The sequence below is a fragment of the Lysobacterales bacterium genome (assembly GCA_016721845.1).
Classification (GTDB): domain Bacteria; phylum Pseudomonadota; class Gammaproteobacteria; order Xanthomonadales; family Ahniellaceae; genus JADKHK01.
In genome coordinates, this window is the sequence record JADKHK010000008.1 from 113,996 (window position 1) to 138,125 (window position 24,130).

The 24,130-nt window shown below is 62.9% G+C and carries 17 protein-coding genes and 1 pseudogene; 10 read left to right on the top strand and 8 right to left on the bottom strand.

Annotation, left to right across the window (positions count from 1 at the left end; all coding sequences use genetic code 11):
• Positions 1-268 precede the first annotated feature (268 nt).
• Both IPP28_06020 and IPP28_06025 read right to left on the bottom strand, forming a co-directional pair.
• Positions 269-952 (bottom strand): response regulator, encoded by a 684-nt coding sequence (locus IPP28_06020; GenBank protein MBL0040598.1) that lies wholly within the window; start codon positions 950-952, stop codon positions 269-271.
• Entirely contained in the window at positions 949-2,424 is a 1,476-nt protein-coding gene (locus tag IPP28_06025) for a HAMP domain-containing protein (GenBank protein ID MBL0040599.1), read from the bottom strand. Before IPP28_06025 ends, IPP28_06020 begins: the two co-directional genes overlap by 4 nt.
• Positions 2,425-2,603: 179 nt before the next feature.
• Here IPP28_06025 and IPP28_06030 point away from each other — a divergent pair, with 179 nt between their 5' ends.
• From IPP28_06030 to IPP28_06045, 4 genes are all read left to right on the top strand, one after another.
• A complete protein-coding gene (locus IPP28_06030; protein MBL0040600.1) occupies positions 2,604-4,835 on the top strand; it encodes a penicillin acylase family protein in 2,232 nt (743 codons plus the stop codon).
• A gap of 88 nt (positions 4,836-4,923) precedes the next feature.
• The gene (gene dxs, locus IPP28_06035) at positions 4,924-6,822 is read left to right on the top strand and encodes a 1-deoxy-D-xylulose-5-phosphate synthase (protein ID MBL0040601.1); all 1,899 of its coding nucleotides are present in this window, start codon (positions 4,924-4,926) and stop codon (positions 6,820-6,822) included.
• A gap of 208 nt (positions 6,823-7,030) precedes the next feature.
• Entirely contained in the window at positions 7,031-12,307 is a 5,277-nt protein-coding gene (locus IPP28_06040) for an RHS repeat-associated core domain-containing protein (GenBank protein ID MBL0040602.1), read from the top strand.
• A gap of 7 nt (positions 12,308-12,314) precedes the next feature.
• Positions 12,315-12,932: a hypothetical protein gene (locus IPP28_06045; GenBank protein ID MBL0040603.1), complete on the top strand. Its 618-nt coding sequence runs from the start codon at positions 12,315-12,317 to the stop codon at positions 12,930-12,932.
• A 186-nt stretch (positions 12,933-13,118) separates the two neighbouring features.
• Here the strand turns inward: IPP28_06045 and IPP28_06050 are convergent.
• Positions 13,119-13,262, bottom strand: a pseudogene (locus IPP28_06050) (transposase domain-containing protein).
• Between the two features lie 142 nt (positions 13,263-13,404).
• On the opposite strand from IPP28_06050, the gene IPP28_06055 reads away from it, so the two are divergent.
• From IPP28_06055 to IPP28_06065, 3 genes are all read left to right on the top strand, one after another.
• On the top strand, positions 13,405-13,686 hold the full coding sequence (locus IPP28_06055) for a hypothetical protein (protein MBL0040604.1): 282 nt from the start codon (positions 13,405-13,407) through the stop codon (positions 13,684-13,686).
• The gene (tnpB, locus tag IPP28_06060) at positions 13,686-14,027 is read left to right on the top strand and encodes an IS66 family insertion sequence element accessory protein TnpB (protein MBL0040605.1); all 342 of its coding nucleotides are present in this window, start codon (positions 13,686-13,688) and stop codon (positions 14,025-14,027) included. Before IPP28_06055 ends, tnpB (IPP28_06060) begins: the two co-directional genes overlap by 1 nt.
• 72 nt (positions 14,028-14,099) lie before the next feature.
• Entirely contained in the window at positions 14,100-15,602 is a 1,503-nt protein-coding gene (locus IPP28_06065) for an IS66 family transposase (GenBank protein MBL0040606.1), read from the top strand.
• A gap of 30 nt (positions 15,603-15,632) precedes the next feature.
• On the opposite strand, the gene IPP28_06070 is transcribed toward IPP28_06065, so the two are convergent.
• The 4 genes from IPP28_06070 to IPP28_06085 form a co-directional block, all read right to left on the bottom strand.
• Positions 15,633-16,970: an IS66 family transposase gene (locus IPP28_06070; GenBank protein ID MBL0040607.1), complete on the bottom strand. Its 1,338-nt coding sequence runs from the start codon at positions 16,968-16,970 to the stop codon at positions 15,633-15,635.
• Positions 16,971-17,077: 107 nt separating this feature from the next.
• Complete coding sequence (gene tnpB / locus IPP28_06075) at positions 17,078-17,419, bottom strand: IS66 family insertion sequence element accessory protein TnpB (GenBank protein ID MBL0040608.1); 342 nt, start codon at positions 17,417-17,419, stop codon at positions 17,078-17,080.
• A gap of 352 nt (positions 17,420-17,771) precedes the next feature.
• Positions 17,772-18,032, bottom strand: coding sequence for an IS3 family transposase (locus tag IPP28_06080; GenBank protein MBL0040609.1), 261 nt, complete (start codon positions 18,030-18,032; stop codon positions 17,772-17,774).
• Positions 18,029-18,325: a transposase gene (locus IPP28_06085; GenBank protein ID MBL0040610.1), complete on the bottom strand. Its 297-nt coding sequence runs from the start codon at positions 18,323-18,325 to the stop codon at positions 18,029-18,031. Before IPP28_06085 ends, IPP28_06080 begins: the two co-directional genes overlap by 4 nt.
• Between IPP28_06085 and IPP28_06090 the strand changes: the two genes are divergently transcribed.
• Positions 18,306-18,611 carry a hypothetical protein gene (locus IPP28_06090; protein MBL0040611.1) on the top strand — a complete coding sequence of 102 codons (306 nt, stop codon included), beginning with the start codon at positions 18,306-18,308 and terminating at the stop codon, positions 18,609-18,611. The genes IPP28_06085 and IPP28_06090 overlap by 20 nt on opposite strands.
• 356 nt (positions 18,612-18,967) lie before the next feature.
• On the opposite strand, the gene IPP28_06095 is transcribed toward IPP28_06090, so the two are convergent.
• Positions 18,968-19,363, bottom strand: coding sequence for a helix-turn-helix transcriptional regulator (locus IPP28_06095; GenBank protein ID MBL0040612.1), 396 nt, complete (start codon positions 19,361-19,363; stop codon positions 18,968-18,970).
• A 194-nt stretch (positions 19,364-19,557) separates the two neighbouring features.
• On the opposite strand from IPP28_06095, the gene IPP28_06100 reads away from it, so the two are divergent.
• Together IPP28_06100 and IPP28_06105 are read left to right on the top strand one after the other, a co-directional pair.
• Positions 19,558-20,046, top strand: a complete 489-nt coding sequence (locus tag IPP28_06100) for a hypothetical protein (GenBank protein ID MBL0040613.1) — start codon at positions 19,558-19,560, stop codon at positions 20,044-20,046.
• Between the two features lie 276 nt (positions 20,047-20,322).
• Positions 20,323-24,075: a right-handed parallel beta-helix repeat-containing protein gene (locus IPP28_06105; protein ID MBL0040614.1), complete on the top strand. Its 3,753-nt coding sequence runs from the start codon at positions 20,323-20,325 to the stop codon at positions 24,073-24,075.
• The last annotated feature ends 55 nt before the right edge of the window (positions 24,076-24,130 follow it).

The following is a 24,130-nucleotide window of genomic DNA, read 5'->3' on the forward strand; positions in this document are numbered from 1 at the left end:
CGAGTGAAGCGAACCGCTTCTAAACTCTACCTCCTCGTTGTCGGCCGCCCAAACGGCAACGAACTCTGGAAGGATTTTGCTGAGGTCGTCTACAAGCTGAGTTTGCGAAAGCGCAACCATGTGGGCCTAACGCCAGTTCTCCGACGAAATCGTCGGGATCTCGCGGGAGTTTGGTCGGCGGGGTTGGGGTGGGTCAAGAAAGTTCATCGGGAAATGCAGCGTTGCGGCGATGCATTGATCGGGCGGCGCTGGGGTGCTGTCGGTCGCATCAAACTTCGTAGCGATAGCCGACGCCATAGACCGAGTTCACCGGATCGAAGTCCGGGCGGGCTTCGGCGAGCTTGCGGCGGAGGTTCTTGATGTGCGAGTCGACGGTGCGGTCGGATACGACGCGATGATCGACGTAGATCGCGTCCAGCAGCTGCGCACGCGACAGCACGTGGCCGGGCTTGTCGTGCAGCTTGGCGAGCAGGCGGAATTCGACCGGGGTCAGGGCGAGGGCGTGGCCGTCGATGCGCGCTTCGAAGCGCTCGTGGTCGAGTTGCAACGGGTCGGCGTTGGCGGGCAGGGCGGACCACTGGCGCGTGCGCCGCAGCAGCGCGCGCACGCGGGCCACGACTTCGCGCGGCGAGTAGGGTTTGCACAGGTAATCGTCGGCGCCGAGTTCGAGGCCGAGCAGGCGGTCGATCTCGTCGACGCGCGCGGTCAGCATGATCACCGGCACCGTCGAAAACGCGCGCAGCTCGCGACAGATCGCGTAACCGTCCTTGTTCGGCAACATCAGGTCCAGCAGCACGATGGCCGGGTCGATCGCGCGAATCCGTTCGATCGCCGCGCCACCGTCGTGCACGGTGGTACAGACGTAGCCATCGCGTTGCAGATAGTCGGTGAGCAGGGCGGCGAGCTTGGGCTCGTCCTCGACGATCAGCACATGCATCGGCATCGGGTTCATGGCGCGTTGGCCGCCGGGAATTCGACGCGGATGGCAAGTCCGCCGAGCATGCTCGCGCTGGCGCCGATGCGACCGCGATGCGCTTCGACGATGCGTTCTGCGATGGCGAGCCCGAGGCCGGCACCACCGTGGCTGCGCGCGCGCGAGGTGTCGACCCGATACAGGCGCTCGAACAATTTCGGCAGCGCATCGGCCGGTACGCCGGGTGCGGAATCGGCGATCGTCAGCTGCCAGTCGCGACCACTGCGCTTGAGCGCGATCTCGACGCGGCCGGGTGCATCCGTGTAGCGCAAACTGTTGCCGAGCAGATTGTTCAGCAGCTGCATCAGGCGCTGGTCATCGCCGTCGATCCAGGCCGGATCGCTGCGCACATCCAGCGTCAGCGGCAGTCCGCCGCGTTCGTATTGCGGTCGCCAGGTCTCGGCGGCATCGCGCATCAACTCGGCCAGATCGACGACTTGCATGCGGTAGTTCAGCGCGCCGGTGTCGCTTTGTGCGAGCAGGTGCAGGTCTTCGACCAGGCGTGTCAGTCGTGTGACTTCGCCGGACAGCGAATCGATCGCGGCGCGGTCCAGCGGTCGCACACCATCCTCCAGCGCATGCAATTCGCCGCGCAGGATACCGATCGGCGTGCGCAGTTCGTGCGCGACATCGGCGATGTAGTCGCGCTGGCTGCTGCGCTGTCGTTCCAGGCTTTCGGCGAGGCGGTTGAAGTCGGCAGCCAGCGCGCCGAATTCGTCGCGGCGCGGGGCATCGATGCGGCTGTCGTAGCGACCGCTCGCCAGTTCATGGAAGCCCTGCGCGAAGTTCGACAGGGGACGCAGCGCGAGGCGCGCGAACAGATAGGCCGCGAGCAAGGCCAGCGGCAGCAGCAGCGCAGCGGTCCACAGTCCGCGCCGAGATTGCGAGCGCGCGAATTCCTGGTCGAGTTCGGCGGCCGGTGCGGTAATGGTCGCGAGGCGCAGTTCGCCAACGCTGGCACCGTCCACGATCAAGGGCCAGCGGGCGAGCTGCGCATCCGGCGGCACCTGCGGGGCACCGGCGACCCGTTCGCCCGAGGCATCGAACAACTGCAGTCGTCCGCCGAGTTCGACGCCACCACCGCGCGGTGGGCGCGGACGTTGCGGATCATCGCCGGGCGGTGACGGGCGCAACTCGGGGCGGTCGCCGCGACGTGGCGGAAAGGGCGCGTCGTCCTCGTTCATGCCCGGACGCAGCGCGCGCTGCGGCAGCGGCAGACCGCTGAGTTCGGCCCAGCGTCGCGGGTCGCTGCGCATCGACCACCACTGCGGGTCCTGGCGGTAGTAATCGATCAGGCGATCACGGATCTGCTCGACCCGCTGCGCTTCCAGCGTGTTGAGATAATCGACGAAACCGTTTCGGAACGCCTGTTGCTGGGCGAACAACACCGCGACGACGGCCACCGAGCCGACACCGGCGATCACCAGGAATAGTCGTTGCCATAGACGCATGCGCAGCGACGATAGCCGCGGCTCGCGATCACCGGAAGCGCGGTCCGGCCGAATCCGCAATTTCTCCGCAATCGGACCGGATCGTCGCAGCCCACTGTGTCGGTGGGTCACGAACGGCTATCGTGCGGACCTTCAGGACTGGGGAGTGGGCGATGCGGCATGCAAGCGGATGGATGCGGATGTTGCTCGTGGCCGCGGCGCTGACTGGGTGTGCCACCCGACCCGATCCGGTGCCCGATGCGCCGGTTGCGGTCGCGATGTCCGAGGGCGCGCGCTGGCAGGCGCAGGCGCAACGCGTCGAGATCATTCGCGACGACTACGGCGTGCCGCACATCTACGGCAAGACCGATGCCGATGCGGTCTTCGGCCTGCTTTATGCCCAGGCCGAAGACGACTTTCCGCGCATCGAGCGCAATTATCTGTGGGCGATGGGAAGGTTGGCGGAAGTGCAGGGCGAATCCGCGCTATACAGCGACTTGCGCGCCAATCTGTACATGACCCGAGCCGAAGCCGAAGCCGCCTACGCAGCGGCGCCGGAATGGTTGCGTGAACTCTGCCGCGCCTTCGCCGACGGCCTGAACTTCTACCTCGCCACGCATCCCGACGTGAAGCCGCAGCGGCTGACGCGCTTCGAGCCATGGATGCCGTTCTACTTCTTCGAGGGCTCGATCGGCGGCGACATCGAATCGGTCCCGCTCGACGGCATCGCGGCCTTCTACGGGCGCGGGCGTGCGAACGAAGCGGATGTGCCGATGGTGCAAGCGGCTGCGGTGACGCCGCCGATCGCGGCATCGGTCGCGATGCTGTCGACACCGGAATTCACCGAACCGTCGGGTTCGAACGGCTGGGCGATTTCCGGCAGTCGCACGCGCTCCGGCCACGCCATGCTGCTGATCAATCCGCATACGTCGTTCTTCTTCCGTGGCGAAGTCCATGTCGTCAGCGAGGAAGGATTGAACGTCTACGGCGCGGTGACCTGGGGACAATTCTTCGTCTACCAGGGGTTCAACGAGACCACCGGCTGGATGCACACGACGACCCGCGCCGATTTCATGGACGAGTACGTGCAGCAGGTCGTGCGCGACGGCGATGCGCTCAAGTACCGCTACGGTGACGTGTTGCGCACGCTCGAAACCTTCGACGTCACCCTGAATTACCGCGACGGCGACACGCTGCGCAGCCGCAGCTTTCCGGTGTATCGCACCCATCAGGGGCCGGTGACGCACGTGATCGACGGGCATTGGGCGACCACACGTATCAACTGGCATCCGGTCGATGCGCTGCGCCAGAGTTACCTGCGCATGAAGCAGCGCGACTACGTCGGGTTCCGCGACATGATGCAGATCCGCAACAACTCCTCGAACAACACCGTGTACGCGGACGCCTCCGGCAACATCGCCTACTTCCACGGCAATTTCATGCCGAAGCGCGATCCTGCGTTCGATTATTCGAAGCCCGTGGACGGCAGCGACCCGCGCACCGACTGGGCCGGCGTGCATGCGCTCGACGAGATGATCACGCTGCTCAATCCTGGCAACGGCTGGATCCAGAACTGCAACTCGACGCCGTTCACTGCCGCACTCGCGTTCAGCCCGAAGCGCGAGGACTATCCGGCCTACATGGCACCGGATGCGGAAACCTATCGCGCCATCCATGCCGTGCGCTTGCTGACGGATGCGAAGGACCTGACGCTCGATGGCCTGATCGATCTGGCCTACGACCCCGAATTGCCCGCGTTCGAAGTGCTGTTGCCGGGCCTGTTCACCGCGTATGACCACGATGCCAAGCGCTGGCCGCAGCTGGAACGGCCGATCGCCGTGCTGCGGCGCTGGGACCGCAAGGTTGCGCTCGATTCGGTGGCGATGACGCTGGCGCATTTCTACGGCGTCGCGATGCTGCAACAGCGGCTCTCGGCGGCGGGTTTCGTGACGATGGCCGAGGTCGAATGGGCCGGGCGCGAGAGCGCAGCTGCCGACCGATTGGCGGCATTCGCGGCCACCGTGTCGAAACTGCAGGCCGACTTCGGCACCTGGGCCGTGCCGTGGGGCGAGGTGAACCGCTACCAGCGCCTCGACGGGGCGATCGAGCAAACGCATGACGATGCCAAGCCCAGCCTGCCGGTGGCCATGGCCTCGGGCAGCTGGGGGGCGCTCGCCGCGTTCGGCGCCGTGCCGGGCGCCGGCACGAAGCGCATCTACGGCCAGAAGGGCAACAGTTTCGTCGCTGCGGTCGAATTCGGCCCGCGCGTGAAGGCGAAAAGCCTGCTCGCGGGCGGTCAAAGCGGTGATCCGGCATCAAGGCATTTCGCCGATCAGGCCGAACGTTATGCCGAGCGTCGGTTCAAGGAAGTCGCCTTCTATCGCGACGAGGTCGATCGCCGCGCACAGCGCCGTTATCACCCGGGCGACTGAATGCCGGACCGCCATTGCCCGGCATTTGCCTTGCTCTGTCTAGGGCTTCGCCGGACAATCGCCGGCATTCCCTGATCTCATCCTGTCCATGATCGATGCCCAGCGCTATCCGCGGCTGGCGCAAATCACCGTCCCCGGTGATCTGCGCCGCTTCCCCGAGTCCGACCTGCCGGCGATCGCCGAGGAGCTGCGCGGCTATCTGATCGATTCGGTGGCGCAGTCCGGCGGGCATTTCGCGGCCGGGCTCGGTGTGATCGAGCTGACCGTGGCCCTGCACTATCTCTACGACACGCCGAATGACCGCTTGGTCTGGGATGTCGGGCACCAGTGTTATCCGCACAAGATCCTGACCGGGCGGCGCGACCGCATCCATACGGTCAAGCAGAAGGACGGCGTCGCCCCGTTTCCGCGCCGCGAGGAAAGCGACTACGACACCTTCGGCGTCGGTCATTCCTCGACCTCGATTTCGGCCGCACTCGGCATGGCCGTGGCCTTGCAGCGCCAGAACGATCCGCGCCGCGTGGTCGCCGTGATCGGTGATGGCGCGATGACTGCGGGCATGGCTTACGAGGCGCTGAATCATGCCGGCGGACTGGTGCCGGAGCCGGACCTGCTGGTGGTGCTGAACGACAACCAGATGTCGATCAGCGAAAACGTCGGCGGCCTGACCAAGATGTATGCGCGCCTGCTCGCCGGACCGACCTATACCGCACTGCGCGAAGGCGGCAAGAAGCTGTTCCCGCGCTCGAGCCGGGTCGGGCGTTTCCTGAAACGCTGGGAAGAACACTGGAAGGGCATGGCCCTGCCTTCGACGCTGTTCGAGGAAATGGGCTTCCACTACGTCGGTCCGGTCGATGGCCACGACCTGCCGCAACTGGTGCGCACGCTGGCGACGATGAAGGAGCAGCGCGGGCCGCAGTTGCTGCACGTGATCACCAGGAAAGGCAAGGGTTACGAGCGCGCCGAGGGCGACCAGATCGAGTATCACGCGGTCGGTCCGTTCGATCCGAGTGTCGGCGTCGTCAAGAAGCCGGGGCCGGCGAAACCCACGTACACGCAGGTGTTCGGCGACTGGTTGTGCGACATGGCCGCAACCGACGGCAAGCTCGCCGGGATCACCCCGGCGATGCGCGAAGGTTCCGGCCTGGTGCGTTTTTCGCAGGAATTTCCGCAGCAGTATTTCGATGTCGCGATCGCCGAGCAGCACGCCGTCACGCTCGCCGCCGGCATGGCCTGCGAGGGCCTGAAGCCGGTGGTCGCGATCTATTCGACCTTTCTGCAGCGCGGCTACGACCAGTTGATCCATGACGTGGCGCTGCAGAATCTCGACGTGCTGTTCGCGATCGATCGCGGTGGCGTCGTTGGTCCGGATGGTGCCACCCATGCCGGCAGTTTCGACCTGAGTTTCCTGCGCTGCATTCCGAACATGCTGGTGATGGCGCCGGCCGACGAAGCCGAATGCCGACGCATGCTCACCACCGGCTATCGCCATCCCGGTCCGGCGGCGGTGCGTTATCCGCGCGGCAGTGGTCCCGGGGTCGCGGTCTCGGCCGAACTCGACGGGTTGCCGATCGGCGAAGCGGAGGTCCGCCGACGCGGGCGCGGGCTGGCGATCCTGGCCTTCGGCGCGATGGTGACGCCGGCCCAGCAGGTCGGCCAGGAACTCGATGCGACCGTGGTCAACATGCGCTACATCAAGCCGCTCGACGAAAAACTCGTGCTCGAATTGGCACGCACGCATGCCGGCATCGTCACCGTCGAAGACAACGCGATCATGGGCGGCGCCGGCAGCGCGGTCGCCGAACTGCTCTCGGCCCACGGCCTCAATACCCCCATCTTGCACCTCGGCCTGCCCGACACCTTCATCGAACACATGTCGCGCGAACAGCTGCTGCATCAAGTCGGCCTCGATGCCGCCGGCCTCAAGGCCAGCATCCTCAAACGCTGGCCGCAACAGCCCGTGCCGGTGCGCAGTGCTGCGGGCTAGAAGCCGCCAGCGCTTTTAACACGAGTCCAATGCCAGGCGGTTCAGGCCAAGTCTGGCGCTGAATCACTTGAACCCAGCCGCCGTCACGACTATCGGGGCGGTTCCATGAGTCTTCGGTGTGAGGACGCGTTCGACTAGACCGAGCGCCATGAGTGCATTGAGCGCTCGGACAATTGCCCTAAACAAGTCATTTGTAACAGATTGCGGCATGAAATATGGTGCGCGCCGCTGTGACTCATGCATTGGGGTGTCGGTCGCAGAATTCGCTTTAAAAAATGGGCTGGAGCCCTTCGGAGTATTCATGTTGTCTCGAATTGTCAGCCGTTCGGCTCTTTGTATCGCACTGCTTTTTTTGGAGCCCTGGACGGTAGTTCTTGCCCAGACGACTACGACGACCCAGAACGAATCGCACAAGCTAATTCGCGCGAATGACACCGTCGGAAGTTTAGGCGTTGATCTTTTCGGAGACGAGGTGAATCTCTACTCAGGTGCGCTCAGCTTTGCTGCTGTCGATGTCGATCTTCCGGGCAATGACGACCTCCCGATGCGCATCGCGCGCAAGTTTTCGGTGGAGTCGTTTGGCGGAGCGCGCAGTTCAGCGCTCTACCTCGCAGGCGCATTCGGCGACTGGGAGCTGGACTTGCCTATGATTCACGGCACTTTCTCGGAATTGGATGGGTTCAAAGTGGCCGGCCCAAGTTCACTCGGTCGCGAACGATGCACGGGCTTTGATGAACCACCGCCTGCCGCTGGCAGCCCGGATGGATTCTTTTCATCACATGAGTTTTGGCATGGCACGTCGCTCTATGTGCCCGGAATAGGAGATCAGGAAATTCTCCACCGATCGTCCGTAAACATGTTGGCACCTGGCGGAGATGTAGCTGCTTATCCTCTGGTGACACGAGATCATTGGCAGATCGCGTGCACAGTAGTTTTGCAAAATGGCGGTGAATCAGGAACTGGCCGCGATGAAGGTTATTCGGTGCTTTCGCCATCCGGGATTCGATATCGATTTGACTGGCTTACATACCGGTTGGTACAAGGTATTACCAAACCCAAACCTGATTCGACGAGTTCCGCAATCCTTGCTCCAGTTGGGTCGGTGCTTGCGCGCAAAGAAGCGCGCTTGTATCCGACACTGATCACGGATCGATTCGGCAATAGCGTGAATCTCAACTGGGTCGGAACGCAGCTGCGGTCGATGACCGCCAGTGATGGGCGCGTAATTACTTTGACCTATGTAAACGGTACAAATCGTATCGCAACTGTAAGTGACGGCGGGCGTTTGTGGCGGTATGCCTACGATGCAAATAACAATCTCGACAGTGTTACGCGTCCGGGCGGCACGGCATGGTTGTATGACTTGACGCCGCTATTTCACGCGAGGGTCGAATATTTCAGCCCGGGTTTTTGCAATTCTGGGACAATGGCCAATACCAGTTTTACAGGCACGATTACGCATCCATCAGGCGCTGTCGGCACATTCACGGTGGCACCTACGCGCCATGGCCGCAGCTATGTGCCCTACAACTGCATAACAACCGGCCCAAATTTTGGGCATCTGACTCAGCCAGGCACATTCGACACGCTTGCGTTAACCAATAAGCAAATTGCCGGTCCTGGCCTAGGATCAATTGGTTGGGAATATACATACAGCGTAGCCGAACCTTGCTATGTGTCCGGATTCGGAGGGCAAACGCCACCCAATCCCTGTCCCTCCACGCTCGAGTCGAAGCCGAAGTCGGTGAGCGTGAGATTATCCGAAGTGCCGTTGTCAGGTTCTCCACGCGACACAGTGAGCCTATACACCTTTGGAACGCGGTTCGAAATCGACGAGGGCAAATTGCAGAAGCTCCAGGTCGGCGATGGGGTTGTCTGGGATCGGATTGATGAATTCACTTATGCCTCATCTGCCGGCAAGGCATTTCCGAATCCTGTTGGCTACTCGGACAATATTCGCGGCGATGCCGATTTTTCGCAGCGAATTGCGCCCCAAGCCATGAAGCGCAGCACGTTCAACGGTGTTCTCAACGGTGTCTCGTTCACTTGGACGGCATCGAACTGGGACATCTACGGCAATCCGACAGAGACGAGCCGCAGCAGTGGCGCGAAGACGAAGATCGAGACGACTACCTATGCATCGAATACGGCAGCGTGGGTATTAGGGCTGATCGATCAGGTGAAGGACATCAACACAAATGTCGTCGAACTCGACATCGACTACAACAGCAGTGCGCTGCCGATCACGCGCAAGGTGTTTAGCCGCCTCGACCAGACGATGACATATTGCTCGCTCCCGCTCGTGTCGGGTTGCAATGCGGCAGGGCTGCTGCGCACCATCAAGGATGGTGGCAACAAGACGACGACATTCGGCAACCACAAGAGTGGCATCCCGCAGAGCGTGTCGTTTGCGGACATGCATTCGATCTCCGGCGTGGTCAACGACTACGGCTGGGTCACCGCATACACCGATGAACTCGGATACACCACAAACTATCAGTACGACGATCTGGGCCATTTGAAGAAAATCATCCATCCGACCAGCGACAGTACGGCGTGGATCGCCACCGACATCACGTTCGCGCCGGTGTTGAACACGACGGAGTTCGGGGTGGGGCCGGGGCATTGGAAGCAGTCGATCACGACCGGTCGCTTCCGCAAGGACATCGTGTTCGACGCGCTCTGGCGACCCGTGGTCACCAGCGAATGGGATACGAATGCACCCGCGGAAACGCGACAGGTCGCGCGTCAGTTCGACGCTGACGGTCGAGAGGTGTTCGCCTCATACCCGACGACCGGCTTGGGTGCATTCAACGCTGGATCGCTCGCCGGAGTCACCAAGCAGTTTGACGCGCTGGGACGGTTGGAGCGGACGATCGCGAGTTCGGAGTTCGGTCCCCAGACCACGTTGATCACTTACGACCAGTTGACCAACAGCAAGACGATCACGAACCCGAATCAGCAGTCCACGACGATCCAGTATCTGCAGTACGACAGTCCGTCGGAAGATCATCCGATCGCGATTTCGGCGCCAGAGGGCGTCAACATCACCATCGATCGCGATGTCTGGGGCAAGCCGAAGTTCATCACCCGATCCAAGACGGGCGGAGAAACGGCGACGCGATCGTTCTACTACGACACCAATCAGCGGCTCTGCAAAACCGTGGAACCTGAGCGTGGCGCCGAAGTCTTCCATTACGACAGCGCGAATCGCATCGACTGGAACGCTGCGGGATATGACGTCTCGACGGCGGCGGGCTGTGGAGACGTTTCGCCCGCGTTGCGCATACTGCGCACATATGACAATCGTGATCGTCTGACAGGTGTGAACTACCCGGGAACGGCGACCTACGACGAGACGCGCACCTACTACCTCGACGGGGCATTGCAGACCGCCGTGCTCGGTGCGGGGCAGGCGAACGAAGTCAAGTGGGAATACCAGTACAACAAGCGCCGCTTGCAGACGGAAGCGCGCATCTACATCGGTGGCGAATCGTCGGCGATGAACTGGACCTACAACGGTCTGGCACAGGTGTCGAGCGTGCGTCAGCTCAACGGCTTCAGGCTGGACTATTCGCCGAACGCCTGGGGTCAGCCGACGCAGGTTTATTCGCCGACGCGTGTGCTGACCTATGCCAACGGCATCAGCTACTACCCGAATGGTGCGCTGAAGCAGTTCAACTATGGCAACGGCGCCGTGCATCAGATGACGCCGAATACGCGACAGATGCCGTCGCGCAGTTGGGATGTGAAGGGTGGCACGACCATCGTCGACAACAGCTACACCTACGATGGCAACGGCAATCCGAAGTCGATCGACGACGCGCTGAACTTCGACGACAAATGGCTGGAGTACGACGGACTGGATCGACTACGCGTGGTACGCGAGTCGGAACTCGGACCCGTGAAGGCGTCGATGAGTTACGACGCACTCGACAATCTGACCCGTTACCAGGTTGGCAGTCGCGATTGGACTTACGTTTTGAACACCGCCACCCAACGCGTGACATCGGTGAAGGACACGGCGACGAATGTGGTGCAGGTGTCGTATCAGTATGACGACTCAGGCAACGTCAATCGCCGCACGCAGGGCACGTTTGATCGTCGTTATAGCATCGATATCGCGAACCGGCTGACGGCGGTTCGCACCGGCGCCAACAGTCTGATCGTGGGTTACGTGTACGACGCGCAAGGCCGTCGCACGCGCACCGACACGCCGTCGACCTCGGGCAACACCGACCTGCGCTTCCAGATCTACACGCCGTCGGGCGAGTTCCAGTGGGAAAACGACATCAAGTGGAACTCGACGGGGACGGGTGGTTCGTCGAAGCAGGTGAACTACGTCTCGCTTGGCGGCACGCTGATCGCGAAGCAGTTCGGCAATTCGACGTACACGACCGACACGGGCGCGCGCATGGCCGCGGGCACGCTGGGCTTCAATCCGTTCGCGAACCCGTACGAAGGCGCGACGCCGGGCCAGGCCGACGGTGATCACGGCAATGCCGGCGGCAACGGCAATGGCAACGCGGGTGGCAATGGCAACGGCAATGCCGGCGGAAACGGCAACGGCAACGCTGGCGGCAACGGCAATGGCAACGGTACCGGCGGCAACGCCGATCCGAATGCCGTCGCCACCGCCGCTGTGGTCAACCCGGAAACCTACAGCGTCGAATACGTGCACACCGACGCGCTCGGCAGTCCGGTGGCCTACACCAGCAGCACCGGCAGCGTGCTCGCGGGCCGTCGCACCCAGTACGAACCCTACGGCACCCCGACGACCACGCCGCGCAACGGCGAACCGAGCTACACCGGCCACCAGTACGACCAGACCACCGGCCTGATCTACGCCCAGGCCCGCTTCTACGACCCCGCCCTCGGCCGCTTTCTCAGTCCTGACCCGATTGCGGTGGACACCACCTCCGCCTTCAACTTCAACCGCTACGCGTACGCCAACAACTCGCCTTATCGGTTTACTGATCCTGATGGCCGAAATGCATTTGCTGCACTTGAGCTCACCCTTGGTGCGGTTGCAGTCGATGCCGCGACGCCTGATCCAACGGATGTTGCTGCCCCGGCAAAAGGCTTGTCGTACTCCGCGGCAATTGTGGGCACGGCAATCGGCGGATCCCTCGTTTGGGCATACAACAACGCTTTGAACGAGTCGACGAAACCGGAGAGGCAGCCTGCAGCAGCCCCGGATCTTCCGACCGGATTGGTCGGTGAAAATCCGCGACAAACCGGAAAGAACGGTGGCAAGGCGATTGGCACAAGCTTGCCCGCAGACAAGCTCCCAGAGACTGTGAAGGAATTGACGGGCGGAACTCTTGGTCCGCCGGACAAGAACGGACGTCGCGTCTCGCCGAATGGGGTGGCGGTTCGACCAAATGGCAAAGATGGGCCGAGAATCGATATTCCTGAGAACGGAACCAAGCCGCCTGAAATCATTCATTTTCCACCGGGAACACCTGTTCCCGATCCATTGTGAGCACTCCATGAAAAGGAAGATGTTCTGTCCAGAGTTGCAATCGTTGCTCGGCATGACTGAATTCTCAGGTGGCGAGCTCTTGATGGATCCGTCAAATGAGCCGCCCTTGGGCGTCCTGCATCTTCGGTCGGTGCACGGCAAAGTCGCGACCGCGTCATGGGATTTCGCCGACGTGGAATTTCGCTTCGAGGTCTATTTCGTCAGAGTGGAATCTGCGGAGAATCTCGATGTCAGTGCGCTCAATTCGCTCTCAAAAGTTCCCGTGCTTGGGATCTTGGAGTATCTCTTCCGGGCAGAATGGTTGCGTCCAGCGGCGCCGGGCGAAGTTCCGGAGCATTTTGAGCAAGTTATTGAAGGCCGTGGAAGTCTCGCCAACGTCCCGGCCTCTGCTACCGCAGTGGGCATTGCATTTGCCGGCGTTGTATTTCGATCTGAAGCAAGCGACGAATGCGTGGGTTTGTGCATCGACGACGTCAACAACTACAGCCTCAGGATAGTCAACGGCGTGCAAGTTGATGACGAATTGCTGGCGGGGTTCGATCGAGTGCCGTTGTCCGAGTTGAAGGCTTGGCTGGAGAAGTGGAGCTATCACGGGCCATCTGACGATCGAGCGCAGGCTTCATGAGCATGGCTACCGCCAGCCTCGCGCTGGCGGTTTGCTTATGGGCGGTCGCGAAGATCAGCGCGCGGATTGCGCGATGAGGGAATCGATGACCTGCATGGCGGACCGATCCCATGATTTGGGCGCTGCGTGCGCGACAATGACGTATGCGTCCGGTGAACCCACGTTCCGCTGAAGCGGCGGCCGTGCTTACGCCGAGGTCGGCTGCCAGGTATGCGGCAGCAATTCGCCGAGCTTGCTGTTGAGCTGCGTGGGCAAGCGCGTGAGAACGTCGCGCAGGTAGGCGTGCGGATCGTGGCCGCAGGCGCGGGCGGTTTGGATCAGGCTCATGATGTTGGGTAAGCGTCCGGTGAACCCACCTTCCACCGCCTGACCTCGCCGCGCACGCTCGCGCATTTCGTAAGCGTCCGGTGAACCCACCTTCCATCGCCTGACCTCGCCGCGCACGCTCGCGCATTTCTGCGAGGAGAAGGCGATGTCGAAGGAGAAGCAGTGGGCGAAGCGGATGCGGGCGTTCGAGCGCAGCGGGCTGAGCCGGCGGGCGTGGTGTGCACGTGAGAAGGTGCCGCTGTCGACGCTGGACTACTGGCGCATGCGACTGCGGCGGCGTGACGCGGGATCGGCCCTGGTGCCGGTGGTGGTCGATGCGGCGCCGAGGGCAGAACGTATCGAGATCGCGCTGGGCGATGTGCAACTGCGGCTGCCGACGACGGTTGATGCCGAGTGGCTGTGCCGCCTGCTGCGCGGACTGCGCTGATGCTGCGGCCGACCGGCCTGTGGCTGGCACTGAAGCCGATCGACCTGCGCTGCGGGATGGATCGGTTGCTCGTGCTGGTGCAGACGCAGTTCGGTCGCGACGGCTTTGATGGCGGGGCGTACCTGTTCCGCAATCGATCCGGTTCGCGCCTGAAGATCGTGTGCGCGGATGCCCAGGGCGTGTGGCTGTGCACGCGCCGATTGCACCGCGGTCAGTTCACCTGGCCGCGTGCCGGTGAAGCGATGTTCGCGATCAGCGCCGCGCAGTTCGATTGGCTGGTCGCAGGCGTAGATTGGCAGCGTTTGTCGGCGCGCATCGAGGACGTACCGCGGCTGCTGTGATGCCGCGGAAAAGCCCGTGTTTTGCCGGCTTACGGCCATCGCGCGCACGCGCGCGCGAGATAAATTGCGGCGATGAATGCAGCCGCTCTGGACCCCACCGATATCGATGCATTGCGTGCGGCACTGGCCGCGCGTGATGCCGAGATCGCGAAGCGCGACCTGCGGATCGAGCAGCTCGAACACCTCCTTCGCCTTCTGAAACGTCAACAGTATTCGGCCAGCGCCGAGAAGTTCGATCCGACGCAGCAAGCCTTGTTCGATGCGGCTGCGGATGAAGAGATCGCGTCCGCGCAGTGCGAGATCGACACCCTGACGCCGCCACGCGAACGTGCGCAGCCGAAGCGCCAGCCGTTGCCGGAATCGTTGCCGCGCGTCGAGGAACGCATCGATCCCGTCTCGTGCACCTGCAGCGCCTGCGGCGGCGAACTGCATCAGATTGGCGAAGAGGTCAGCGAGAAGCTGGACATCAAGCCGGTCGAGTTCTTCGTGCGCCGGGTCATCCGCCCGAAGCTGGCCTGCCGCGGCTGCGAAACGATCCATACACCACCGACACTGCCCGCGATCATCGAACGCGGCATGGCAGCGCCCGGCTTGCTCGCGCATGTGTTGATCAGCAAGTACGCCGATCACCTGCCGCTGACCCGCCAGCGCGAGATGCTGGGCCGCAGCGGTGTCGACCTGCCGGTCTCGACCTTGTCAGAATGGGTCGGCGCCTGCGGCTTCGCACTGCAGCCGCTGGTCGATGCACTGCGCAGTGAATTGCATCGGTGCAGCGTGCTGCATGCCGATGAGACGCCGGTGCAGATGCTGGCACCGGGCAAGGGCAAGACCCAGAACGCGTATTTGTTCGCGTATCGCCGAGGCGAGATCGCCGAACCGCCGATCATCGTCTACGACTTTGCGGAGAGCCGCAGCGGGGCCAATGCACGCCGATTCCTTGCCGACTACGGCGGCGCGCTCGTGGTCGACGACTACGCAGGCTACAAGCACCTGTTCCAGTCGACGCCGATGCGCGAGATCGGCTGCTGGGCGCATGCGCGCAGAAAGTTCTTCGAACTGCATGAAGCGAACAAGAGCACGCTCGCTGCCGAAGCGCTGACGCGCATCGGCGCCATCTACGCAGTCGAGCGCGACACCGATGGCATGGATGCCGAGCAACGCTTCGCTCATCGCCAGGCATACGCGCAACCAAAGGTCGAGGCCTTGATCGCCTGGCTCGAATCCCTGCGCCCAAGCATCAACGGTGGATCAGCCACTGCGAAGGCCGTCGACTATTTGCTGCGCAGGAAGGCCGCGTTCACGGCCTACCTCGACGACGGCCGCTTCCCGATCGATAACAATCCGGTCGAGAACGCCATCCGACCGGTCGCGCTCGGCCGCAAGAACTGGCTGTTCGCCGGATCGCTGCTCGCCGGCCAACGCGCCGCCAACATCATGAGCCTGATCCAAACCGCCCGCGCCTGCGGCCACGATCCGCACGCCTACCTGCGCGACGTGCTCACGCGCTTGCCCACGCAGCTCAACAGCAAGCTCGGCGAATTGCTGCCGCATACCTGGCAGCCGACCTCGGCGTAAGCACGGCCGCCGCTTCAGCGGAACGTGGGTTCACCGGACGCATACGATGTTGGCGGCGCGTTGGCCGGCGAGCAGCGAGCCCGCGAACAGCCAGTTCTTGCGGCCGAGCGCGACCGGTCGGATGGCGTTCTCGACCGGATTGTTATCGATCGGGAAGCGGCCGTCGTCGAGGTAGGCCGTGAACGCGGCCTTCCTGCGCAGCAAATAGTCGACGGCCTTCGCAGTGGCTGATCCACCGTTGATGCTTGGGCGCAGGGATTCGAGCCAGGCGATCAAGGCCTCGACCTTTGGTTGCGCGTATGCCTGGCGATGAGCGAAGCGTTGCTCGGCATCCATGCCATCGGTGTCGCGCTCGACTGCGTAGATGGCGCCGATGCGCGTCAGCGCTTCGGCAGCGAGCGTGCTCTTGTTCGCTTCATGCAGTTCGAAGAACTTTCTGCGCGCATGCGCCCAGCAGCCGATCTCGCGCATCGGCGTCGACTGGAACAGGTGCTTGTAGCCTGCGTAGTCGTCGACCACGAGCGCGCCGCCGTAGTCGGCAAGGAATCGGCGTGCATTGGCCCCGCTGCGGCTCTCCGCAAAGTCGTAGACGATGATCGGCGGTTCGGCGATCTCGCCTCGGCGATACGCGAACAAATACGCGTTCTGGGTCTTGCCCTTGCCCGGTGCCAGCATCTGCACCGGCGTCTCATCGGCATGCAGCACGCTGCACCGATGCAATTCACTGCGCAGTGCATCGACCAGCGGCTGCAGTGCGAAGCCGCAGGCGCCGACCCATTCTGACAAGGTCGAGACCGGCAGGTCGACACCGCTGCGGCCCAGCATCTCGCGCTGGCGGGTCAGCGGCAGGTGATCGGCGTACTTGCTGATCAACACATGCGCGAGCAAGCCGGGCGCTGCCATGCCGCGTTCGATGATCGCGGGCAGTGTCGGTGGTGTATGGATCGTTTCGCAGCCGCGGCAGGCCAGCTTCGGGCGGATGACCCGGCGCACGAAGAACTCGACCGGCTTGATGTCCAGCTTCTCGCTGACCTCTTCGCCAATCTGATGCAGTTCGCCGCCGCAGGCGCTGCAGGTGCACGAGACGGGATCGATGCGTTCCTCGACGCGCGGCAACGATTCCGGCAACGGCTGGCGCTTCGGCTGCGCACGTTCGCGTGGCGGCGTCAGGGTGTCGATCTCGCACTGCGCGGACGCGATCTCTTCATCCGCAGCCGCATCGAACAAGGCTTGCTGCGTCGGATCGAACTTCTCGGCGCTGGCCGAATACTGTTGACGTTTCAGAAGGCGAAGGAGGTGTTCGAGCTGCTCGATCCGCAGGTCGCGCTTCGCGATCTCGGCATCACGCGCGGCCAGTGCCGCACGCAATGCATCGATATCGGTGGGTCCAGAGCGGCTGCATTCATCGCCGCATTTATCTCGCGCGCGTGCGCGCGATGGCCGTAAGCCGGCAAAACACGGGCTTTTCCGCGGCATCACAGCAGCCGCGGTACGTCCTCGATGCGCGCCGACAAACGCTGCCAATCTACGCCTGCGACCAGCCAATCGAACTGCGCGGCGCTGATCGCGAACATCGCTTCACCGGCACGCGGCCAGGTGAACTGACCGCGGTGCAATCGGCGCGTGCACAGCCACACGCCCTGGGCATCCGCGCACACGATCTTCAGGCGCGACCCCGACCGATTGCGGAACAGGTACGCCCCGCCATCGAAGCCGTCGCGACCGAACTGCGTCTGCACCAGCACGAGCAACCGATCCATCCCGCAGCGCAGGTCGATCGGCTTCAGTGCCAGCCACAGGCCGGTCGGCCGCAGCATCAGCGCAGTCCGCGCAGCAGGCGGCACAGCCACTCGGCATCAACCGTCGTCGGCAGCCGCAGTTGCACATCGCCCAGCGCGATCTCGATACGTTCTGCCCTCGGCGCCGCATCGACCACCACCGGCACCAGGCCGATCCCGCGTCACGCCGCCGCAGTCGCATGCGCCAGTAGTCCAGCGTCGACAGCGGCACCTTCTCACGCGCACACCACGCCCGCCGGCTCAGCCCGCTGCGCTCGAACGCCCGCATCCGCTTCGCCCACTGCTTCTCCTTCGACATCGCCTTCTCCTCGCAGAAATGCGCGAGCGTGCGCGGCGAGGTCAGGCGATGGAAGGTGGGTTCACCGGACGCTTACACCCGGCGCACGCGATGACGCCCTACGGACCGACCCGCGTCCTGCAACGACCGCCGCACGCGGATCGATCCGTAGGTTTCGCGCGAACTGACAAAGATCGACTTCACCGCGTCGGCGAGCTCGATGTCTTCCTGTTCACGCGCACTCGGTGCCCGGTCGCGCCATGCATAGAAACCCGAGCGCGAGACCCGCAGCAATCGACACATCCGCTGCACTGCGAACTCGGGATCGTTGTCCTTGATCCACGCGTACCTCACGACGATTCCTTCGCGAAGTACGCCGCCGCTTTTTTTAGAATGTCCCGGTCGAGCTTCAAGCTCGCGTTCTCGGCGCGCAGACGCACCAGTTCCTTCTGCATCGCCTGGGGCGACATCCCCGTCGCCGGATCAGGCTGCAAGCTGTCCCGACCGCGAACCCAATTGCCTACGGTCTGAGCCGGCAGATCGAGTCGTCGAGCCACTTCGGAATGCGATAACTGTTCCTCGATCACTAGGCGCACCACCTCGCGACGAAAGTCCTCGGGATACGTCTTGCGCTTCTTCGTCTTCATGAATTTCTCCTGTCAGGGTCGATTCAATACGACCCAAAGGCAGGTGTCCACGCAAGCGGGACTGGTTCAACTCAAGGGGCGTGTTGATGAGCATGTTCAGAAGCTCAAGGATTACAAGCGCAATCCTGACAAGTTTGACAATGAAGGTACGCTGGCAAATGCCCCGAGCGCAGCAGTGAGGGAGAAGATCATTGCAGGGCGAGTCAAGGCCCTTGAAGGGCAGTTGAAGAAGAATGAAGGCGAACTCAAGAAGGTCGTAGACCAGCTAGAGAAGAGTGCAGAATGAAACTCGTTGATGTGAGACGTTGCTTGGAAATCTTGCTGGATCATGCGGAGCAGGTTCACGGAGTTACCGACCTGAACCTTCAAAAGGCGGACTACTACTGGGCTGTGCCATCCGACGATTGGCTGGATATGAACGAGACGCCAGAGCCAGTTGTCGGCTCCCTAGTCGACGACATCCGAGAGCTGCAGTCAGTGTTGGACAGTCCGGATCGAGCAAGTGCCCTGGACCTTGAGCGTCTAGGTAGTCTGCTTAGACTTCTTTCAGACCAGATCGCCGGCCAGTAGGTTTCGTACCCGAGCAACCCGCCAGCCCTCGCGCTGGCGGTTTGCTTATGGGCGGTCGCGAAGTTCAGCGCGCTACTGATGCGCGGCGATGACGGAATCGATGACCTGCATGACGAACTGCTGGCGAGCGCGCGGCAGTTGGGCGATGCGGTCCATCTGCTGTTGCAGTTTGGGCACCGGGCCGCGCTTGGCGGCGGCTTTGGCGTCGTCTTCGAGCAGGGCTTCGACGGCGACGCCGAGGCGCTTGGCGATGGCGGGCAGCAGCGACACCGGCACGCGACGTCGGCCAGTCTCGTAGGAGTTGAGCGTTTGCTGCGTCACGCCGATCAGTTCGGCGAGCTGGACTTGGGTGATGTCCTGGTCTTTGCGCAGGCGGCCGATGCGGGCGCCGAGGGCGATGAAGAAGGCGCGTTCGTCGTCGGTGATGGCCACGGGGTGATCGGACAGCTCGAGGGCACTCCGGAACAGGCCGAAGAAGTTAAGGGTCTAATCGGAGTGCAAGGTGAAAAGGAAGTAAGTCGTGGCGAAGGCGGCACTGCAAAAGTAGGAACGCTCCCGGATGGATCCAAAGTGATCGACTACCCGAGTGGCGGTGGCGACTCGTACCCAAAAGGCACCAGAACGATCGAGATTCAAAGGCCAAAGGGCAGCGCGAACGAAAAATGGCGGTTTCCCGAACCAAAGGCACCGACAACATGAAAATGTCCGGAGACGCAGCTCAGCTGCTCGCGGATTTCACCGCAGCCCATTTCACGTTGGATGCCTTCGACGACGTCGTGGCACACGACGCCGCATGGCAACTGGTGGCCAAACTGGCTCGGGAATTGAACGCGGACCCGATAATTGATCAGGCGAATTTCTTGCGACTCTTTGGAGAGGAAAATCCGAACGGTCGGCTTTACGTGCTTGACCTTAGTCCGGAGGTTTCTCCCAACTCCAGTCCAGGTAGGGGAGATGCCCTCTCTGTTCCGCATACATGGAGTGCCTTCTCGGAACTTCAGGATAGCCTGTTGGAACTTGATGGATTCATGGTGGACCTGATTGTGTTCGACGAGTCGCTCGCCCACGCACTAGTGCGAAGATTGGAGTCAGTCTTCCTGCTCAGGCTTGGCGCAAGCGCGAGGGATACACCTGACAAACAGAGCGATTGAGGGCTGATTTGACCTCGAGCAGCACTGAAACCGCCAGCCTCGCGCTGGCGGTTTGTTTTTGTGCGGTGGTGAAGTTCAGCACGCCGACTGCGCGATGACGGAATCGATGACCTGCGAAAGGCCGGGCCTCCCACCACGAACGGGATCGGGGTTCGGCGTCCTGTTCTGAGGTCTCGGGGAGGGTGAGAGAATTTTTTGGGACCGTGTCCGGATTGACTCGAAAGTTCCGTATCTCAGTGCAAGCCGCACACCGCCGGCATGAGCGCGAGAAAAAACATGGGTACTTCCCGTCTGACGAAATCCGTGTGGTGCGCGCTGTCCGGCCTCGCTTGTGCGACGTCTGGTCATGCTGCGATTTTCAGCGTCACGTCGACCGCAGACTCGGGCCCGGGGACGTTTCGACAGGCGATCCTCGATGCCAATGCCAATGGCGCGACCGCAGACACCATCAACTTCGCGATCGCCGGCACCGGCCCGTTCACGATCTCGGTGCTGACCGCGCTGCCGGCCATCACCAGCCCGACCACGATCAACGCGGCGGGCGAAGCCATTTCCGGAGCGCCTGGCATTCGACTGGCCCGTGGCGCCGCCTTTTCTGCGGCTGGGCTGCAGTTCGCGGCCGGCGCAACCGGTTCCAGCGTCGCCTACCTTGCCATCACCGATTTCACCGGTTTCGGCATCGACATCCTGGCCAGTTCGGTCGCGGTCTCGAATTGCTACGTCGGCCTTGCGCCGGATGGCGTCACCGATGCCGGCAACACGAGTTCCGGCATTCACGTCAATGGCGGCTCGGCCGTCATCGGCGACGGCGCCGCGACCCGCAACATCATCTCGGGCAACGGCCAGGCCGGCATCGTGGTGGACAACGGCGCCGCGTTTTCGGTGATCCGCGGCAATCGCATCGGCACCAATGCCGCGGGCACCGCGGCCGTCGCGAACGCGAGTCACGGCATTTCCGGCACTGGGGCCAACGACGTCATCATCGGGTCGTCGCTTCCCGGCGACGGCAATCTCATTTCCGGGAACGGCGGCAACGGGCTGAATTTCAGTGCCGTTCCCGACGTCTGGAAAGTGCGCGGCAACTGGATCGGGCTCGCCGCCAACGGCACGACCGCATTGCCGAACGCGGGCGCCGGTGTCTGGCTGAACGGCACCGGCCATCATCTGGGCGGAACCTCGGTGGAAACGCGCAACGTGATTTCCGGCAACACCGGCGCCGGCGTCATCGTGCAGGGATCGAGCCACAGCATCCAGGGCAATTACATCGGAACCAATTCCGGCGGAACCGCTGCGGTCGCGAACGCCAGCCATGGCCTCCGCGCCATCACCGCCACCGGCGTCACCATCGGCGGGACCGTCGCCGGCGCGGGCAACCTGATTTCCGGCAACACCTCCAACGGCATTGCCCTGGACGCCGATACCAGCAGCCTGGTCATCAGCGGCAACCTGATCGGCACCAACGCAGCCGGCACGACCGCCCTGGCCAACGCGGGTTCGGGCGTCTCCCTGGGCGGCACCGGCCACACCCTGGGGGGTACCACGGCCGCCGCGCGCAACGTGATTTCCGGCAACACCAGCTCCGGCGTGGTGTTGCAAGGTTCCAGCAACGGCATCCAGGGCAACTACATCGGGACCAATGCCGCCGGAACTGGCGCGGTCCCGAATGGCGCCGGTGGCATTCGTGCCATTGCCGTCAGCAGCGGCACCATCGGCGGTGCCGCCGCCGGCGCGGGCAATCTGATTTCGGGCAACGGTTCCAACGGCATTTCGCTGGACGGCAACACCAGCGCCTTGGTCATCAGCGGCAACCTGATCGGCAGCAATGCGGCGGGCACCGCGGCGGTGGCGAATCAGGGTTCCGGGGTGTACGTCGGCGGCACCGGTCACACCGTTGGCGGGACCGTGGCCGCCGCCCGCAACCTGATCTCGGGCAACCAGTTTCAGGGGATCACACTGCAAGGATCCGGCCACTTGATCCGAGGCAATTACATCGGCACCAACGCCGCCGGAACGGCCGCGATTCCCAACACCGGGGGCGGCCTTCGTGCCATTACCGCCAGCGGCAGCACCATTGGCGGCACGGTCGCCGGCGCAGGCAATCTGATCTCGGGCAACAGCTCGAACGGCATTTCCCTGGACGGCGATACCAGCGCTCTGGTCATTGCCGGGAACCGGATCGGCACCAATGCCGCAGGCACGGCTGCGGTCGCAAACCAGCAATACGGGATTGGCGTCGGAGGCACCGATCACGTCATCGGTGGCAGCACGGCCGCTGAACGCAATCTGATCTCGGGCAACAGCTCCCAGGGGATTCTGCTGAGCGGGACCAACAATCTGGTGCAAGGCAATTACATCGGCACCGATGTGACCGGCGCGTTTGATCTCGGCAATGGTGGCTACGGCGTCCGGATCTACGGCGCTACCGGCGGTGAGCTGGGCGGCGACACGGTGGCCAAGGGCAACCTGATTTCCGGCAACAGCCGCGGCGTTTCCTTCGAGCAGGGTGCGACCGGTGTGGTCCTGCGCAACAACATCATCGGCCTCAATGCCTCGATGCTGGCCAAGTTGCCCAACGCCGGCAATGCCATCGACCTGTTCACGTCAGGCAACACCATCGGCACCGCCGGCGCCGGCAACGTGCTGTCGGGCAATGATCGCTCGGGCATCCTGATCAGCGGGCACGCGTCCGGAAACATGATCCAGGGCAACTGGATCGGTACCAACAAGGTCTTGGCGGCCGGACTCGGCAACCTCACCGGCGGCATCTACATCACCGATGGTTACGATAATTTCATCGGCGGACCCGGTCCCGGCGAAGGCAACGTGATTGCCCACAACGCGTATGTCGGCGCCTGGATCGAACGCGGCGACAGCAATGATTTCAGTCGCAATGCCATCTACGGCAACGACCGTTTGGGCATCGACGTGGGGGAGTTGGGTCCGCAGCTGAATGACGACCAGGACGCCGACATCGCAGGCAATCGTCGCCAGAACTTTCCGTTGCTGACGTCGGTGGTGGCCGGCGCCACCACCGAGATCGACGGCCTGCTGAAGAACGAGCCGAACACCCTGTACCGGGTCGAATTCTTCACCAGTCCGAGTTGCGACGTCTCCGGCTTTGGCGAAGGCGATGTGTACTTTGCCACGGTCGATGTCATGACCGGGCCGGACGGTACTGGCGTCATCGATGCGTCTCTCGCGTCTACGGCGGCACCGTTCATGAGCGCCACCGTCACCGATCCGCAGGGCAATACCTCGGAATTCTCGCCCTGCGCCAAGACCACTGGCCCGAACCCGGGCGTGATCCAGTTCTTCAATGCCTCGGTGTTGTCGTACGAAGGGGTATTGCCGACGGCCAAGGTGGCGATCACGCGCAGCCAGGGCATGGCCGGAACGGTGACCGCGAGTTTTACCGTCAGCGATGTCAGCGCCTTGGCAGGGTCGGACTATGTCGATTCCGACCAAGTCGTCACCTTCCTCGACGGTGAGGTGCTCAAGATCGTCGAGATCCCCCTCGTTGCCGATCTGACGGTGGAAGGCACGGAAAACGCCAACCTCGCACTCGCAACGCCTACTGGCGGCGCGACCCTGGGCACGGCGGCTTCACTGCTCTACATCTTCGACGAAAATCTGGCATTCCCCGGAATCATCGTCGACGACGTCTCGATCACGGAAGGGAATTCCGGGCAGCAACAGATGACCTTCAGCGTGCACCTGTCGGCCAGCGATCACCAGGTGACGATCGGTTATCTCACCGAGCCCGGCACCGCAGTCGCGGGCGAGGACTACACGCTGTCCTCCGGCACCCTCGTGTTCCCGGCCAGCGCCAACGTCCAGACGCAAACCGTCAACGTGCCGATCTCCGGCGACGCCACCGTCGAATCCGACGAGATCCTGTGGTTGCGCATGACCGTCATTTCCGGCGGCGGCGCCTGGATTGCCTACAACGCCTACGGTCTGGGCCTGATCGTCAACGACGACGGCATCGTCGAACCGGTCGATACGATCTTCTCGGACGGATTCGACTGATCTGCGCCCGCGCCACCGGCGGACCGTCGGTGGCGCGATGTTTGCGTGGGAGGAT